Annotated in this window: 16 protein-coding genes and 1 pseudogene; 8 read left to right on the top strand and 9 right to left on the bottom strand. The window is 61.2% G+C overall.

All coding sequences use genetic code 11. The annotated features are described in order from the left end of the window. Position 1 precedes the first annotated feature (1 nt). Positions 2-1072: a heat-inducible transcriptional repressor HrcA gene (gene hrcA, locus RSW2DRAFT_RS10495; RefSeq protein WP_008030759.1), complete on the bottom strand. Its 1071-nt coding sequence runs from the start codon at positions 1070-1072 to the stop codon at positions 2-4. Positions 1073-1189: 117 nt separating this feature from the next. Between hrcA and rph the strand changes: the two genes are divergently transcribed. Genes rph through hemW form a run of 4 tightly spaced genes read left to right on the top strand, consistent with a single transcriptional unit; the run spans position 1190 to position 4044 of the window. Next, a complete protein-coding gene (rph, locus tag RSW2DRAFT_RS10490) occupies positions 1190-1903 on the top strand; it encodes a ribonuclease PH (protein ID WP_008030758.1) in 714 nt (237 codons plus the stop codon). A gap of 1 nt (position 1904) precedes the next feature. Next, on the top strand, positions 1905-2513 hold the full coding sequence (rdgB, locus tag RSW2DRAFT_RS10485; protein ID WP_008030757.1) for an RdgB/HAM1 family non-canonical purine NTP pyrophosphatase: 609 nt from the start codon (positions 1905-1907) through the stop codon (positions 2511-2513). Then, a complete protein-coding gene (locus RSW2DRAFT_RS10480; protein ID WP_040672030.1) occupies positions 2510-2884 on the top strand; it encodes a RidA family protein in 375 nt (124 codons plus the stop codon). Before rdgB ends, RSW2DRAFT_RS10480 begins: the two co-directional genes overlap by 4 nt. 2 nt (positions 2885-2886) lie before the next feature. After that, positions 2887-4044 (top strand): radical SAM family heme chaperone HemW, encoded by a 1158-nt coding sequence (gene hemW, locus RSW2DRAFT_RS10475; RefSeq protein WP_008030755.1) that lies wholly within the window; start codon positions 2887-2889, stop codon positions 4042-4044. Positions 4045-4053: 9 nt separating this feature from the next. Here hemW and RSW2DRAFT_RS10470 read toward each other — a convergent pair whose 3' ends face one another. The 7 genes from RSW2DRAFT_RS10470 to hemJ all read right to left on the bottom strand — a co-directional run bounded on the left by RSW2DRAFT_RS10470 (position 4054) and on the right by hemJ (position 11464). Continuing rightward, positions 4054-4971 carry a ParB/RepB/Spo0J family partition protein gene (locus RSW2DRAFT_RS10470; protein ID WP_008030754.1) on the bottom strand — a complete coding sequence of 306 codons (918 nt, stop codon included), beginning with the start codon at positions 4969-4971 and terminating at the stop codon, positions 4054-4056. Next, entirely contained in the window at positions 4971-5798 is an 828-nt protein-coding gene (locus tag RSW2DRAFT_RS10465; protein ID WP_008030753.1) for a ParA family protein, read from the bottom strand. Before RSW2DRAFT_RS10465 ends, RSW2DRAFT_RS10470 begins: the two co-directional genes overlap by 1 nt. Beyond that, a complete protein-coding gene (gene rsmG, locus RSW2DRAFT_RS10460; protein WP_040672027.1) occupies positions 5791-6414 on the bottom strand; it encodes a 16S rRNA (guanine(527)-N(7))-methyltransferase RsmG in 624 nt (207 codons plus the stop codon). Before rsmG ends, RSW2DRAFT_RS10465 begins: the two co-directional genes overlap by 8 nt. Beyond that, positions 6414-8279 carry a tRNA uridine-5-carboxymethylaminomethyl(34) synthesis enzyme MnmG gene (gene mnmG / locus RSW2DRAFT_RS10455; protein ID WP_008030751.1) on the bottom strand — a complete coding sequence of 622 codons (1866 nt, stop codon included), beginning with the start codon at positions 8277-8279 and terminating at the stop codon, positions 6414-6416. The genes rsmG and mnmG overlap by 1 nt, the downstream gene beginning before the upstream one ends. 12 nt (positions 8280-8291) lie before the next feature. Beyond that, positions 8292-9578, bottom strand: coding sequence for a tRNA uridine-5-carboxymethylaminomethyl(34) synthesis GTPase MnmE (gene mnmE / locus RSW2DRAFT_RS10450; RefSeq protein ID WP_008030750.1), 1287 nt, complete (start codon positions 9576-9578; stop codon positions 8292-8294). Positions 9579-9608: 30 nt separating this feature from the next. Next, positions 9609-10880 carry a transcription termination factor Rho gene (gene rho / locus RSW2DRAFT_RS10445; protein WP_008030749.1) on the bottom strand — a complete coding sequence of 424 codons (1272 nt, stop codon included), beginning with the start codon at positions 10878-10880 and terminating at the stop codon, positions 9609-9611. 134 nt (positions 10881-11014) lie between these two features. Next, positions 11015-11464: a protoporphyrinogen oxidase HemJ gene (gene hemJ / locus RSW2DRAFT_RS10440; protein ID WP_008030748.1), complete on the bottom strand. Its 450-nt coding sequence runs from the start codon at positions 11462-11464 to the stop codon at positions 11015-11017. A 415-nt stretch (positions 11465-11879) separates the two neighbouring features. On the opposite strand from hemJ, the gene RSW2DRAFT_RS10435 reads away from it, so the two are divergent. The 4 genes from RSW2DRAFT_RS10435 to dnaQ are packed head-to-tail and all read left to right on the top strand — an operon-like array spanning position 11880 to position 14593. After that, positions 11880-12479 (top strand): Maf family protein, encoded by a 600-nt coding sequence (locus tag RSW2DRAFT_RS10435; RefSeq protein ID WP_008030747.1) that lies wholly within the window; start codon positions 11880-11882, stop codon positions 12477-12479. Beyond that, positions 12476-13315 carry a shikimate dehydrogenase gene (locus RSW2DRAFT_RS10430; RefSeq protein WP_008030746.1) on the top strand — a complete coding sequence of 280 codons (840 nt, stop codon included), beginning with the start codon at positions 12476-12478 and terminating at the stop codon, positions 13313-13315. The genes RSW2DRAFT_RS10435 and RSW2DRAFT_RS10430 overlap by 4 nt, the downstream gene beginning before the upstream one ends. Then, complete coding sequence (gene coaE, locus RSW2DRAFT_RS10425; protein WP_008030744.1) at positions 13312-13905, top strand: dephospho-CoA kinase; 594 nt, start codon at positions 13312-13314, stop codon at positions 13903-13905. Before RSW2DRAFT_RS10430 ends, coaE begins: the two co-directional genes overlap by 4 nt. Further along, the gene (gene dnaQ, locus RSW2DRAFT_RS10420) at positions 13898-14593 is read left to right on the top strand and encodes a DNA polymerase III subunit epsilon (RefSeq protein ID WP_008030743.1); all 696 of its coding nucleotides are present in this window, start codon (positions 13898-13900) and stop codon (positions 14591-14593) included. Before coaE ends, dnaQ begins: the two co-directional genes overlap by 8 nt. Position 14594: 1 nt before the next feature. Here the strand turns inward: dnaQ and secB are convergent. After that, positions 14595-14990: pseudogene (secB, locus tag RSW2DRAFT_RS10415) on the bottom strand (protein-export chaperone SecB); the annotation flags it as partial. Between the last annotated feature and the right edge of the window lie 19 nt (positions 14991-15009).

The following is a 15009-nucleotide window of genomic DNA, read 5'->3' as shown; positions in this document are numbered from 1 at the left end:
TTCACCCCTTGCCGCGTTCGGAGATCATGCGGCCCACCAACTGCGCCGTGTAATCGACGATCGGCACGATGCGGCCGTAGTTCAGCCGGGTCGGTCCGATCACGCCGACAGCGCCGATGATCTTTCGATCAGCGTTCATATAGGGAGAGACCACCAGAGAGGAACCCGAAAGTGAGAAAAGCTTGTTCTCCGAGCCAATAAAAATGCGCACACCTTCGCCGGTTTCCGCCAGTTCCAGGAACTCGGCAATGTCACGGGTGCGCTCCAGATCATCAAACAGGCTGCGAATCCGGTCGAAATCCTGCGCCTCGGCGCCGCCTTCCAGCAGATTGGCCCGGCCACGCACGATCAGCCGTTCGCTTTGCTCGCCCGCATTCTCCCACACCGCCAACCCGCTTTCCACGAGCGCCCGGGCCAGCGAATCAATCTCCTGCCGCCGGCGGGCCATGTCATGCACCACGGTCTTGCGAAGATCGGTCAGGGTTTTGCCCTCGGCCAGCGCGTTCAGGAAATTCGCCGCCTCGCGCATCGACGACGGCGTTTGCCCTGGCGGCGGCGTGAACACCCGGTTTTCCACATGACCATCGGCAAACACCAGCACAACCAGCGCGCGGTCGGGGCCGAGGCTGACGAACTCGATATGCTTGATCGGCGCCTCGTGCTTGGGGGTCAGCACCAGACTGGCACCGTGGGTGATGCCCGACAGAGTGGCGCCGATCCGGTCCAGCAGCGTCGGCACGTCGCTTTCATTGCTGCCCATGGTCGCTTCGATCTTTTCGCGGTCTTCGGCGGCAACGGTGCCGACCTCCAGCAAGCCATCGACGAACATCCGCAGGCCAAGCTGCGTCGGAATCCGCCCCGCCGAGATATGCGGGCTGTCCAGCAGGCCCAGATACTCCAGGTCCTGCATGACGTTGCGAATGGTGGCGGCGCTGATCTTTTCGGTCAGGCTGCGGGTCAGCGTGCGCGAGCCGACCGGGTCGCCCGAAGCCAGATAGCCTTCGACAACGCGGCGAAACACTTCGCGCGAGCGGTCGTTCATTTCCGAAAGAATCCGGGCGCCGTCTGACATTTTCACCTGACCTAGGGGGCAGCAGACATTAAGGGACTGCGGGGCGAAACGTCAATGAGGCTTGCATCGGGCGGGCGGGGGCGAGTATCTGGCGTCAACCTTACAAAGGATGACAACATGCGCCCCTCTGGCCGTAAACTTGGTGAAATGCGCCCGATCGTGATCGAAACCGGGGTGATGAAGCACGCCGAAGGCTCTTGCCTGATCAAGATGGGGGAAACCCATGTTCTGTGCTCGGCCACCATCGAGGACAAGGCGCCGCCGTTTCTGAAGAATACCGGGCTGGGCTGGGTGACGGCGGAATACGGCATGCTGCCGCGCGCCACCAACAGCCGCAACCGGCGCGAGGCAGCGGCGGGCAAGCAGACCGGCCGGACGCAGGAAATTCAACGGCTTATCGGCCGAGCGTTGCGTGCTGGGGTGGATCGTTCGGCACTGGGCGAACGGCAGATCGTGATCGATTGCGACGTTTTGCAGGCCGATGGCGGCACCCGCTGTGCCTCGATCACCGGTGGTTGGGTGGCGCTGCGGCTGGCGATGAACAAATTGCTGAAAGCCGGGGTGATCGTGTCTGACCCGATGATCGACCATGTGGCCGCGGTGTCTTGCGGCATCTATGCCGGGCAACCGGTGCTGGACCTGGACTATGCCGAGGATTCGGCGGCGGGCACCGATGGAAACTTCATCCTTACTGGTCGCGGACGGCTGATAGAGGTGCAGATGTCGGCGGAGGGCGCCACATTCTCGCGCGCCGAGATGGGCGAGCTGCTGGATCTGGCCGAAGCAGGGGCTGCCGATCTGGTGGCGGCACAAAAGGCGGCGCTGGGCTGAGATGCGCAAATTTTCCGGCGACCGGCTGTTGGTGGCGACGCATAACCGCGGCAAGCTGGAAGAAATCGCCAAGCTTCTGGAGCCGTTCGGGATTGATGTAACCTCGGCGGGCGAGATGGGGTTGGCGGAACCCATTGAAACTGAAAGCACTTTCGTAGGGAACGCCCGCATCAAGGCGCATTTTGCGACCCAGGCCACGGGGTTGCCGGCGCTGGCGGATGACTCGGGAATTTCCATCGACGCGCTGGATGGTGCGCCGGGAGTTTACACCGCCGATTGGGCTGAAACCCCGACCGGGCGTGATTTCGGCATGGCGATGGCGAAGACCTGGGACAGGCTGGAGGCGGTCAATGCCCCGTTTCCACGGCGGGCGCAGTTTCGCTGCACGCTGGTTCTTGCCTGGCCGGATGGGCATGACGAGGTGTTTGAAGGCGTAATGCCCGGGCAGGTGGTCTGGCCGATGCGCGGCGATCAGGGCCACGGCTATGATCCGATCTTTCAGCCGGATGGCTTCGATCTGACCTTTGGCGAGATGGATCGCTGGCAGAAGAACCAGATCAGCCACCGCGCCGATGCCTTCCGCAAGCTGGTTGCGGGGTGTTTCACGTGAAACAAATCTCCTCCGGGTCACCGTTCGAGGCGACGATGGGCTACAGCCGAGCGGTTGTGAAGGGTGGTTGGTGCTTCGTTTCCGGCGTCACTGGCTATGACTATGCCACGATGACGATGGCCGAGGGCGTCGCAGCGCAGGCCCGCGCCTGTTTCGGCACCATCGACAAGGTGTTACAGCAGGCAGGCTTTACCATGGCCGACATTGTGCGGGTGCAATACACCGTGGTGGACGCAGCCTTTGTCGAATCGCTGATCCCTGAACTTGGCCGCGCCCTTGGCGAGATTCGCCCAGCCGCGACCATGGTGATTGCGGGTCTGATACGGCCCGAAATGCTGATCGAGATCGAAGTTACGGCTTTCAAGGGCTGACCATGGAAGACTGGCGCAACGGTGGCTTTGGGCTTTACCTGCATTGGCCGTTCTGCCAGTCGAAATGTCCTTACTGCGATTTTAACAGCCATGTCTCGACGCGGATCGACCAAGACCGTTGGCAGCGCGCCTATTTGTCCGAGATCAGTCGCGTCGGCGCCGAGACCCAGGGGCGGTTGCTGAATTCCGTTTACTTTGGCGGGGGCACGCCGTCCCTGATGCGGCCGGAGCTCGTGTCGGCAATTCTGGCTCGGGTTCGGGCAACCTGGACACTGGCGAATGATTGCGAAATCACCCTGGAGGCTAACCCGGGTTCGGTAGAGGCCGGTCGATTTCGCGGCTACCGCGATGCGGGTGTCAACCGGGTTTCAATGGGAATTCAAGCACTTGCTGATGGTGATTTGCGCGCTCTTGGCCGCGCCCACAGCGTGGCGGAAGCCCGCGCGGCTTTTGATGTGGCGCGGACTACCTTTGATCGTGTGAGCTTTGACCTGATTTATGCGCGCCAGAACCAGACTTTGAAAAACTGGCAAAAGGAACTCAGCGACGCGCTGACGATGGCGGCAGACCACATTTCGCTTTACCAACTGACGGTGGAGGATGGCACGGCTTTTGGCGATCGGCTGGCGCATGGGAAATTGCGCGGGTTGCCTGGTGAAGAGTTATCAGCAGATTTTTACGCTGCCACGCAGGAAATCTGCGGTGCAGCGGGAATGGATGCTTACGAGGTCTCTAACCACGCCAAAACCGGCTCGGAATCGCGACACAACCTGATTTATTGGCGCGCAGGTGACTATGTCGGCATCGGGCCCGGCGCTCATGGCCGCCTTAGTCAGAATGATGACCGATGGGCGACCGAAGGCTTGCGCGCACCCGGTGCATGGCTTTCCAAGGTTGAATCCGAGGGAAATGGTGAAGCACTGCGGGAAATCTTGCGCCCGGCAGATCGTGCTGCAGAATACCTGATGATGTCACTGCGGCTACGTGAGGGCATGTCGTTGCCGCGGTATTCCAGCTTTGCCGGAGATCGGATTTCACCCCAGAAGCTGGCGGACTTGGTGGAAATCGGCATGATTTCCGTGGCGACCAATCAAATCCGCGCCACAGACGCGGGACGGATGGTGCTGAACACTCTGATTGCCGAGTTGTCAGCCGCTTGACACGACAATTCAGATCGACCCATCCCGCGGCATCACCGAAAGCACCCGACACAGCGCATCCAGATCGTCGAGCGTGTTATAGCGCACGGTCAAAGTGCCCGCCTCGCCGCCCGGCTCGTGGTCGATCCTGACCGACATCCCCAGATTGGCGGCCAGGTCGGCCTCGAGCGCACGGGTATCGGCATCCTTTTCGAAGCGCTTCGGCCGGTGTCCTGCGGGCTTTGTCGCAGCAGGTGCCTTTGCCAGCCGCTCAGTCTCGCGAACGGAAAGGCCGCGCGCAACGACCTGTCGCGCAAGCTCTGACGCGTTTGGCGTCGTCACAAGTGCCCGCGCATGCCCTGCCGAAAGCGCGCCATCCCGCACCAAAGCCTGCACATCATCGGGAAGATTCAACAAACGCAACAGGTTGGCGATATGGCTTCGGCTTTTCGACAGTGCCTGAGCCAGTTTTTCCTGGGTGTGCCCAAAGCCATCCATCAACTGCCGGAACCCGACGGCCTCCTCGATCGCGTTCAGGTCAGCGCGCTGGATGTTTTCGATGATAGCAACTTCCAGAACCTCGACATCGTCGAAATCGCGAATGATGACGGGCAGTTCGTGCAGTTGCGCCAATTGCGCCGCACGCCAGCGCCGCTCGCCGGCGACGATTTCGTAGCCATCCGATCCGGGTATTGGCCGCACGATCAGCGGTTGCAGCACGCCTTTTTGACGAATCGACTCGGAAAGATCGCTCAACGCCTCGGGTGAAAAGGTGCGCCGCGGTTGGTTTGGGTTGGGAATCAGCTTCTCTACCGGAACAAGTATATTTCCTGTTCGTCCCTGAGCGCCCGGTTCATTCACATTCCGCGCCTCTGCGGTGATGTTGATGTCGGCCATAAGCGCCGAAAGGCCACGCCCCAGACCACGGCGTTCGGATTTCTTTTCCATCAGGCTGAAACCTCCGTTTTGGCAGCGCCAATGCCGTGTCGGGCCGCAATTTCCAGTGAAAGCGCGCGATAGGCAAGGCTTCCCCGCGACGCCGTATCATAGGCCAACACTGGCAGGGCAAAGGACGGCGCCTCACTTAGCCGTACATTCCGGGGAATGACGGTCTTGAAAACCAGATCACCGAGGTTCTGACGCGCGTCGGCTTCGACCTGCTGCGAAAGGTTGTTCCGACTGTCTGCCATGGTCAGCAGAACCCCCTCGATCCGCAGATCAGCATTGGCCGTTTGTCGCACCTCGCGGACCGTCAGCATCAGTTGCGACAGGCCTTCCAGAGCGAAAAATTCCGCCTGGAGCGGCACCAAAACGGAATGGCAAGCAACAAGAGCGTTTATGGTCAACAGGTTGAGCGATGGGGGGCAGTCGATCACGATGAAGTTGAAACCCAGCGCGTCCATCGCTGTCTGGCGAAGCGCATCGTGCAAAAGGAAGCTGCGCTTTTCGTTCGATACCAGCTCCATGTCGGCAGAGGACAAGTCGGTGTTGGCCGGGCTGATCGACAGGCGGTCGATTTTCGTTTGCTGAATTACCTCAGCCAGAGGGGCATCGTCCAGCATCAGGTCGTAGGTGGTCAGCCTCCGGTGTCCTGCGTCGATGCCGACGCCGGTTGAGGCGTTGCCCTGCGGATCAAGGTCCACCAGCAGGACTTTCGCCCCCAGTTCGGCCAGTCCCGCCGCCAGATTGATCGCAGTGGTCGTCTTGCCGACGCCGCCCTTCTGGTTCGCGACAGCAATGATCCTCGGCAGCTTTGGGCGTGACGGGTCAGACATGTTTCAGATCCTTAACTTTCAGAACCGCAGCCGCCGGTTCAGTCTTGCTTGGGATCACCACAATGTCGAAATCCCACTTCTTCCTTGCATCGACAACCTCAGCCGCGAAGTTGGTACCCTTCGGAAACAGCCCAACGCCGGACGGCGCCAGATGCCAAGCCGCATAGCTCAAAAGCTGGTCCAGAGGTGCCAGCGCACGCGCCGAGACGACATCGGCGGCCTGCGGTGGCGTCGATTCGATGCGCTGGGCCAGAACTTGCACCTTCAGGTTCAACTCTTGTGCCGCCTGACGCAGAAAGGTCGCCTTGCGCTGATCTGCCTCGATCAGAGTGAAGCGTGCTTGTGGTTGCAGTTCGGCGGCGATGCAAGCAAGCACCAAACCCGGAAACCCACCGCCGCTTCCCAGGTCAACCCAATGTTGAACATTCGCCGGTGCCGCCGAATATATCTGCGCTGAATCAAGCACATGCCGTATCCACGCATCGTGAGCAGACGCCTTTGACACAAGATTGATTGCCGGATTCCACTTCTGCAGAATTGCAACAAACAATTCGAGGCGCTGTATTGTTTCACGTGAAACAACGAGTCCCGCGAGGGATTCTGACGCTGCATCCATCACCCGGCGACCCGATTCCGTTTACTGCGCCGAAGCCTGGCAAGTATCAAAGTCAAGGCTGCGGGCGTCATGCCCTCCATTCGGCTGGCCTGCAGCAAGCTTACCGGTTGTACCGCTTTCAGCTTGCTCGTCAGCTCCGATGACAGCCCGGAAAGTGCACCATAGTCGAAATCAGCCGGAATCGTGACGCTTTCATCGCGGCGCAACGCCTCGGCGGCGACTGACTGCCGCTGACTATATTGCGCATAAAGCGCATCCCGCCAGATCTGCTGCCGGTTCTCTTGTTCAATTGCCGCAAACTCCGGGCAGACGCTGGCAATACCTTCAACCGAAGAGTCTGGAAACGCCAGAACCTCCAGGGCAGACCTGCGGTTTCCATCCTGGCTGATCTTGACGCCCAACGATTCGATGGCCTTAGGCGGCAGCAGAAGGCTTTGCAGAGCCGCGGTGCCTTTCGCTAACTCCTGCATCTTGGCGGCAAACACGCGCTGCCTGTGCTGCCCAACGCAACCCAAAGCCATACCGACTGGAGTAAGGCGCTGATCGGCATTGTCTGCGCGCAGCGTCAGCCGGAATTCCGCGCGCGAGGTGAACATCCGATAGGGTTCCGTAACGCCATGGTTTAGCAGATCGTCAATCATCACGCCGATGTAGCTTTGTGACCGGCTGAACAAATGCGGGTCTCGCCCAAACGCAGCGAGCGCAGCGTTCAACCCCGCAGCCAAACCTTGTGCCGCCGCCTCTTCATAACCGGTGGTGCCATTTATTTGGCCCGCCAGATACAGCCCGGCCATCGCCTTCAAACGCAGCGTCGGCATCAGGCTGCGGGGGTCAAAGTAGTCATACTCGATGGCATAACCAGGCTGCAGAATTTGCACACGCTCCAACCCGACAATCGACCGCACATAGTCCATCTGAACTTCCGCGGGCAACGAGCTGGAGATACCGTTGGGGTAAACCGTGGTATCGTCCAACCCCTCCGGCTCCAGAAACACCTGATGGCTGGCCTTGTCTGCGAACCGCACGACCTTGTCTTCGATCGACGGGCAATAGCGCGGACCGACGCCTTCGATATGCCCGCCATACATTGCCGAGCGGTCTAGATTTTTTCGAACAATATCATGTGTTTGTTCGTTGGTATGGGTAATTCCGCAGGCTACCTGCCGTACAAATGGCTTGCGGTGCAAGAACGAAAATACCACCGGCTCATCATCTCCAGCCTGCGATTCCAGCACCGCCCAGTCGATGGTATTGCCGTCAAGCCGCGGCGGTGTGCCAGTTTTCAGCCGCCCTTTTTTCAACCCGAGCCCCGAAAGGCGTTCCGCCAACCGCAGCGACGGCGCATCACCAATGCGGCCCCCGGACTGCCGTTGGTCACCAATATGAATCAAGCCGTTCAGAAAGGTGCCCGCTGTCAACACCACAGAACCTGCCGTCAACTCGGAACCGCAGGCCAGCACCACACCACTCACAGCGCCTGCCCGTTCTTTGAGATCAACGACCTCGCCCTCGATGATCGTCAACCCACGCAGCACCCTCAGTTCGTGCTGCATCGCCAGCCGGTAAAGCTTGCGATCCGCTTGCGCTCTTGGTCCCTGAACCGCCGGCCCCTTGCGTCGGTTCAGCAGCCGATACTGAATCCCCGCGTGATCAGCAACCCGGCCCATAAGGCCGTCCATCGCATCAATCTCGCGGACCAGATGGCCCTTTCCAAGCCCACCAATCGCCGGATTGCACGACATCACGCCTATTCCGGCCGCTTTGAGCGTGACCAGTGCCGTCGTGGCCCCCAACCGTGCCGCAGCCGCGGCCGCCTCGCAGCCTGCATGCCCGCCACCGATGACAACGACATCAAAATGTTTCACGTGAAACAAACCTCATTTACCGATGCAGAAGCTGGCGAAGATTTCGTCCAGCAGGTTTTCCACGTCCACCCGGCCGACCAAAGAGTCCATTGCCCGAATCGCCTGATGCAACGCTTCGGCTGCCAATTCCACCCGCGGCAATGCACTCCCTACCTCAGCCCGCGCTGATTCCATAGCCCTGATCGCGCCCTCAATCGCAATCCGATGCCGTTCCCGCGTGATCGTTCCCGCCAGACCGCTACGTTGCACCAACCGCCGAGTGATTTCCGCCACGAGATCCGCTATTCCCTCGCCGGTTTTCCCCGAAACGCGCAGGCCATCGCCGCCACGAATGTCTGCCTTGCCGCCCACCAGAATATCATCCGGCCCTGGCACGATTCCCGGCAGGTCGATCCCGTCTTCCAGCAAAAAGACGCGCAGATCCGCGTCGGCGGCCCGCGCCAACGCCCGCTGAATCCCGATCCCCTCCACCTGGTCCAAGGTTTCGCGCAAACCGGCGGTATCAAGCAGCGTGACCGGCAGACCACCAAGGTCCATCCGTACTTCGATCACGTCCCGAGTGGTTCCGGCAATTTCCGAGGTGATCGCTGCCTCACGCCCGGCCAAAGTATTCAAAAGGGTGGATTTTCCCACATTTGGCGCCCCTAGGATCGCCACCTCGAATCCATCCCGGATACGCTCGGCAATACGCGACCCATCAATTTCGCGCCGCAATGCCGCCAACAAACCATCCAGCAACACGCACACTTCCGGGGTCACATCCAGCGGCACATCTTCGTCGGCGAAATCAATGGTGGCTTCAAGCAGTGCCGCCGCCCGGATCAGATCGTGGCGCCAACCTTGCGCAATTTTTCCCACCGCACCCGATAAAACCCGCAACGCCTGCCGTCGCTGCGATTCTGTCTCGGCATCAATCAGATCGGCCAAGCCTTCAATCTGCGCCAGGTCCAGACAGCCGTTTTCCAGCGCCCGCCGCGTAAACTCCCCCGGCATCGCCAGCCGCAAGCCGTTCTGTTCGGAAAGTGCGCGCAACACTGCTGACACAACCGCCGTGCTGCCATGCAAATGCAGTTCCGCCACCGCCTCGCCGGTAAAGCTTGCGCCGTCGCCAAACAGCAGAACCAGCGCCTGATCAAGCTCCACACCCTGCCAGACCAAACGCCGCAAGCCCACGCGCCGCAGGTCCGGCAATGGCCCGGCCAGCGCCTGAACTGCCGCAAAAGCTTGCGGCCCAGACAAACGCACCACCGCCACGCCCGCCTTTCCGCGGGCGCTTGCCAAAGCGTAAATTGTATCCATCAGGCGCTAACCCCTTGAGGTCGAGTGACTTCAGGTGTTCATCGAATCAAAGAATTCCGCATTCGATTTAGTCTGCTTCATCTTTGCCAACAGGAATTCGATCGCATCCGTGGTGCCCATCGGGTTCAGAATCCGACGCAGCACGTAGGTCTTCTGCAGATCCGCCTTCTCGACCAGCAGGTCTTCCTTGCGGGTGCCGGATTTCAGGATGTCCATCGCCGGGAACACGCGCTTGTCGGCCACCTTGCGGTCCAGCACGATCTCGGAGTTGCCGGTGCCCTTGAACTCTTCGAAAATCACCTCGTCCATCCGGCTGCCCGTGTCGATCAGCGCCGTCGCAATGATGGTCAGGCTGCCACCCTCTTCGATATTCCGCGCCGCCCCGAAGAACCGCTTCGGCCGTTGCAGGGCATTGGCATCCACACCGCCGGTCAGCACCTTGCCCGACGATGGCACCACCGTGTTGAACGCCCGTCCAAGTCTTGTGATCGAATCCAGCAAAATCACAACATCTCGCTTGTGTTCCACCAACCGCTTGGCTTTCTCGATCACCATCTCCGCCACAGCAACGTGCCGAGTTGCCGGCTCGTCAAAGGTCGAGGACACCACTTCACCCTTCACCGACCGCTGCATGTCGGTCACTTCCTCGGGCCGTTCGTCGATCAGCAGCACGATCAGATAGCAATCCGGGTGGTTGGTGGCGATCGAATGGGCGATGTTCTGTAGCAGCACGGTCTTACCCGTCCGCGGCGGCGCCACGATCAACCCGCGCTGACCCTTGCCGATCGGCGCCACCAGGTCGATCACCCGGCCGGAACGGTCCTTCAGCGTCGGATCATCGACTTCCATCTTGAAGCGTTCATCCGGGTAAAGCGGCGTCAGGTTGTCGAAATGCACCTTGTGCCGGGCCTTTTCCGGGTCGTCAAAGTTGATCCGCGTCGCTTTGGTCAGGCAGAAATAGCGCTCGTTCTCGCGCGGGGCCTGCATGACGCCTTCGATGGTGTCGCCGGTGCGCAAGGAAAACTGCCGCAGAATTTCGGGCGATACGTAGATGTCATCCGGTCCCGGCAGATAGTTGGCCGAGGGGCTGCGCAGAAAGCCGAAGCCGTCCTGCAACACTTCCAGCACGCCATCGCCGCCGATCTCCCAGCCTTCCTCGGCATGTTCCTTCAGGATCGAGAACATCATCTCGCCCTTGCGCATCGACGGCGCGTTTTCGATCTCCCACTCTTCGGCCATCGCCAACAGATCGGCGGGGGTCTTGGCTTTCAGTTCGGCAAGGTTCAGGCGGTTCAGGTTCATGGGAATTGATCATCCAGGGCAAGCAGCCCCAGGGGCCGCGCCGCACAATATGGCAAGGGAAGCGCATGGACCGGACGGCCCCGCCCGCGCCCTTTACGCCGCAGTCTGACAAAAGTCAATCTGTCTGGCCGGAGTCAGTATTTCACAATGACCGAGATCACGATTACCAGCATCAGAAGCGTCGGCAGTTCGTTCATCATGCGGTAGCCGCGGCCGCTGACCGTATTGGTGCCCGCCACAAAATCCTTGCGCCGTGCCGCCAGCCACATGTGAAACAGCGTCATGCAGATCACCGCCACGGTCTTTGCCCAAGACCAGGGCGCCGTCCAGTCCACGATCCCCGGAATTCCCACCAGCAGGATGCCGAACACCCAGGTCGAGATCATCGCCGGGTTCATGATGGCCTTCAGCAGTCGCCGTTCCATCGTCTGGAACAGCACATCGGTCTCCGACCCTGCCTTCACCTGTTCGACGTGATAGACATAAAGCCTTGGCAGGTAGAACAACCCCGCCATCCACGCCAGAACCGAGATCACGTGGAAAGCTTTGATCCAAAGGTAGCTCTCTGCCAGAAAATCCATCATCGCCAAACCGCTCCTTCTTGCGCCCCCTTCTCTTAATAAGAAGAAAAGATAAAAGGAATGATGATGTAGGCCCTGTGGGCAACGGAATTGCCGCAACCGCCCCCGCAGTTACCCCCAAGCGCCGACCTGTGGGCAAGTGTGGGGCAAGTCGGGGCAACGACGAGTGCTTAACAAGATTTCCAATCATCTGCGGGGAGTTGACCGGAAATATACATCCCCATCCCCTTTCCCCGCCGATCCCCAGACCTGTGCGCGACCGATCCGCCCCCACCCAACCGCGATCCTTGTCCACGGGTGGACAAATCCGGCGGCACGCTTGACAACCCGGCCCCGCAGCCGCAACACCGGGAAAACGCCCGATTTCAGGGAAAACCGTCGCCATGAACAAAACCAGACTGTCCACAGCCTGACCCACATGCAAACCCCGCTGATCCTCGCCTCCGGCTCCGCCACCCGCCTGCAACTTTTGCGCGCGGCGGGCCTTTCCGTCACCGCGCAAACCCCGCGGATCGACGAGGAATCCCTCCGCGCGTCGCTGGAAGCCGAAGGTGCCACCCCCCGCGACATCGCCGACACCCTGGCCGAAATGAAGGCCCGCAAGGTTGCCACCAACCTGCCAAGCGCGCTGGTGCTGGGCTGCGATCAGGTGCTGGCCTATCAGGGCAAAGCCTGGGGAAAAGCCGAAACCCCCGAGATTGCCCGCAACCAACTGCGCACCCTGCGTGGTCAGACCCATCACCTGCTGTCTGCCATCGTCATGTTCGAAGCTGGCAAACCGATCTGGCGGCATCTGGGCGAGGCGCGGCTGACCATGCGCGATTTCTCGGATACCTGGCTGGACGACTACCTTGCCCGCAATTGGGACAGCATCCGCCATTCGGTCGGCGGCTATCTGCTGGAGGCCGAGGGTATCCGCTTGTTCAACGCGGTCGAAGGCGACTACTTTACCGTTCTGGGGCTGCCGCTGCTGCCTTTGCTGGGCTACCTTGGCACAAGAGGGTTCATCGCCACATGACCGATCTTCCGCGCGTTCCTCTGGCTGGTGTGATCGGCTCGCCGGTGGCGCACAGCCGCTCGCCCGCGCTGCACAATTACTGGTTGCGGCGCTATGGTATCAAAGGCCATTATGTGCCGCTGGATATCGCCCGCGCCGACCTGAAAGAGATGCTGGCCGTGCTGCCGCGGCTGGGCTTTGTCGGGCTGAACGTCACCATCCCGCACAAGGAAACCATTCTGGGGCTGGCGGATATCATTTCCGACCGCGCGGCGCTGATCGGGGCGGCCAACACCTTGATTTTCCGCAAGGATGGCAAGGTTCATGCCGACAATACCGATGGCTCGGGCTTCATCGCCAACCTGCGGCAGAACGCGCCGAACTGGAACCCGCATGCCGGGCCTGCGGTGGTGTTCGGTGCCGGTGGGGCCGCCCGCGCCGTGGTGGCGGCGCTGATCGAGGTCGGCGTGCCCGAGATCCGGCTGGCCAACCGCACCCGGCCGCGCGCCGATGCCATGCGGTCGGATTTCGGCGCCAAGGTGGTGGTCAGCGAATGGGTCAAGGCCGGCAACATGCTGGACGGCGCGATGACCGTGGTCAACACCACCTCGCTGGGCATGGTCGGCAAGCCCGATTTCCGGGTGCCGCTGGAGGCACTCAGCCCGCGCGCCACCGTCACCGATCTGGTCTATACCCCGCTGCAAACCACCTTCCTGATCGAGGCCGAAGAGAACGGCTGCACCGTGGTCGATGGTCTTGGCATGTTGCTGCATCAGGCCGCCCCCGGCTTTGAACGCTGGTTCGGCAAGCGCCCCGAAGTGGACGATGCCACCCGTCAGGCCGTGCTGGCGTCATGACCGCGTTCCGGCTTGGCCTGACCGGCTCCATCGGCATGGGCAAATCCACCACCGCGGCGATGTTCGCCGATGCCGGTATTCCGGTCTGGGATGCCGATGCCGCGGTGCACCGGCTTTATGCGCCGGGCGGGGCCGCGGTTCTGCCACTGGCCGCGCTGTGCCCCGAGGCATTGCAGGGCAACAGCATCAACCGCGCCGCACTGAAAGCCTGGATCGCCCGCGATGCCACGGCACTGGCGCAGATCGAATCCCTCGTTCACCCGCTGGTCGCCGCCGACCGCGCGACCTTCCTTGCCAATGCCCAAGGCGACATCGTGCTGCTGGATATCCCGCTGCTGTTCGAAACCGGCGCCGAGGCCGCGATGGACGCGACCCTGCTGGTCACCGCCCCCGCCGCCCTGCAACGCGCCCGCGTTCTGGCCCGCCCCGGCATGACCGAAGCGCAACTCGCCACCATTCTGGCCCGACAGATGCCCGACGCGCAGAAACGCGGCCTTGCCACCCACATCATCGAAACTCTGGGCCAGCAGGCCGCGCGCCAATCGGTGGTGGCCCTGATCGACTATATCCGCGAGGGCCATCATGCGTGAGATCGTTCTGGACACCGAAACCACCGGATTTGAGCCTTCCGAAGGCCACCGCATCGTCGAGATCGGCGCGCTGGAACTGTTCAACCACCTGCCCACCGGCCGCACCTTTCACAAATATCTGAACCCCGAGCGGTCCATGCCGAAAGAGGCGTTCGACGTGCATGGCCTGGGCGACGATTTCCTGCGCGGCAAGCCGCTGTTCCGCGCTGTGGCCCGCGAATTTCTGGAGTTCATCGGTGACGCGACACTGGTGATCCACAACGCCAGTTTCGACATGAAATTCCTGAACGCCGAACTGGCCGCCGCCAACCTGCCGCTGCTGCCGTTCGAGCGGGCGCTGGATACGGTGCTGATGGCGCGCAAGAAATTTCCCGGCTCGCCCGCCTCGCTGGACGCGCTGTGCCGCCGCTTTGGCGTGGACAATTCTGGCCGCGAAAAGCACGGCGCGCTGCTGGACAGTGAAATTCTGGCCGAGGTCTATCTGGAGCTTATCGGTGGTCGGCAACCCGATCTGGTGCTGGCGCAACACCAAAGCACGAAATCAGGTGACACGCTGGAAACCTTCGATTGGCGTCCGCGTCCGCGCTCGGTGCCATTGCCGCCCGGCCTGACCCAGGAAGAAGCCGCCGCCCATACGGCCTTTGTGGCCAGGCTGGGCGACGATGCGATCTGGCTGAAACGGCGTTAGCTTACGAAACCTGCGCCGGTTGCGTCTCGGCAGCGCGCCGCGCCAGTTCCTGCCGATACAGCGCCAGGAAATCGACGGTATCGACGTTCAGCGGCGGGAAGCCGCCATCGCGCGTCACATCCGAGATGATGCGGCGGATGAACGGGAACAGCAGCCGCGGGCACTCGATCAGCAGGAAGGGATGCATCTGCTCGTCGGCCACGCCTTCGACATGGAAGATGCCGCCGTATTCCAGCTCCATCAGGAACAGCGTGTCGCCGTTGACCTTGTTCTTCGAGGTGACCTTGAACTTGTTGATCACCTCATACTGATGATCCGCCGGGCGTTTGCGCGCATCCAGACTGACCGCCACCTGAATGTCGGGCTGCACTTCGCCCCGGTCAACCCTTCGTCGGGCCGACCATGTTTTCTAAACG

Origin of the sequence: Rhodobacter ferrooxidans (genome assembly GCF_000176015.1) — a bacterium.
In the GTDB taxonomy this organism is placed as follows: Bacteria; Pseudomonadota; Alphaproteobacteria; order Rhodobacterales; family Rhodobacteraceae; genus Pseudorhodobacter_B; species Pseudorhodobacter_B ferrooxidans.
The sequence above is the reverse complement of the archived record's forward strand: the minus strand, read 5'-3'. Positions and strand labels throughout refer to the sequence as shown.

Bases quoted from the DNA above. Each gene is read 5' to 3' on its own strand.
- RSW2DRAFT_RS10430 (WP_008030746.1), top strand. From the start codon at position 12,476: ATGACCGATCTTCCGCGCGTTCCTCTGGCTGGTGTGATCGGCTCGCCG.
- RSW2DRAFT_RS10465 (WP_008030753.1), bottom strand. From the start codon at position 5,798: ATGTCTGACCCGTCACGCCCAAAGCTGCCGAGGATCATTGCTGTCGCG.
- coaE (WP_008030744.1), top strand. From the start codon at position 13,312: ATGACCGCGTTCCGGCTTGGCCTGACCGGCTCCATCGGCATGGGCAAA.
- hrcA (WP_008030759.1), bottom strand. From the start codon at position 1,072: ATGTCAGACGGCGCCCGGATTCTTTCGGAAATGAACGACCGCTCGCGC.
- hemW (WP_008030755.1), top strand. From the start codon at position 2,887: ATGGAAGACTGGCGCAACGGTGGCTTTGGGCTTTACCTGCATTGGCCG.
- RSW2DRAFT_RS10435 (WP_008030747.1), top strand. From the start codon at position 11,880: ATGCAAACCCCGCTGATCCTCGCCTCCGGCTCCGCCACCCGCCTGCAA.
- rph (WP_008030758.1), top strand. From the start codon at position 1,190: ATGCGCCCCTCTGGCCGTAAACTTGGTGAAATGCGCCCGATCGTGATC.
- rdgB (WP_008030757.1), top strand. From the start codon at position 1,905: ATGCGCAAATTTTCCGGCGACCGGCTGTTGGTGGCGACGCATAACCGC.
- hemJ (WP_008030748.1), bottom strand. From the start codon at position 11,464: ATGATGGATTTTCTGGCAGAGAGCTACCTTTGGATCAAAGCTTTCCAC.
- rsmG (WP_040672027.1), bottom strand. From the start codon at position 6,414: ATGGATGCAGCGTCAGAATCCCTCGCGGGACTCGTTGTTTCACGTGAA.
- rho (WP_008030749.1), bottom strand. From the start codon at position 10,880: ATGAACCTGAACCGCCTGAACCTTGCCGAACTGAAAGCCAAGACCCCC.
- RSW2DRAFT_RS10470 (WP_008030754.1), bottom strand. From the start codon at position 4,971: ATGGAAAAGAAATCCGAACGCCGTGGTCTGGGGCGTGGCCTTTCGGCG.
- mnmE (WP_008030750.1), bottom strand. From the start codon at position 9,578: ATGGATACAATTTACGCTTTGGCAAGCGCCCGCGGAAAGGCGGGCGTG.
- dnaQ (WP_008030743.1), top strand. From the start codon at position 13,898: ATGCGTGAGATCGTTCTGGACACCGAAACCACCGGATTTGAGCCTTCC.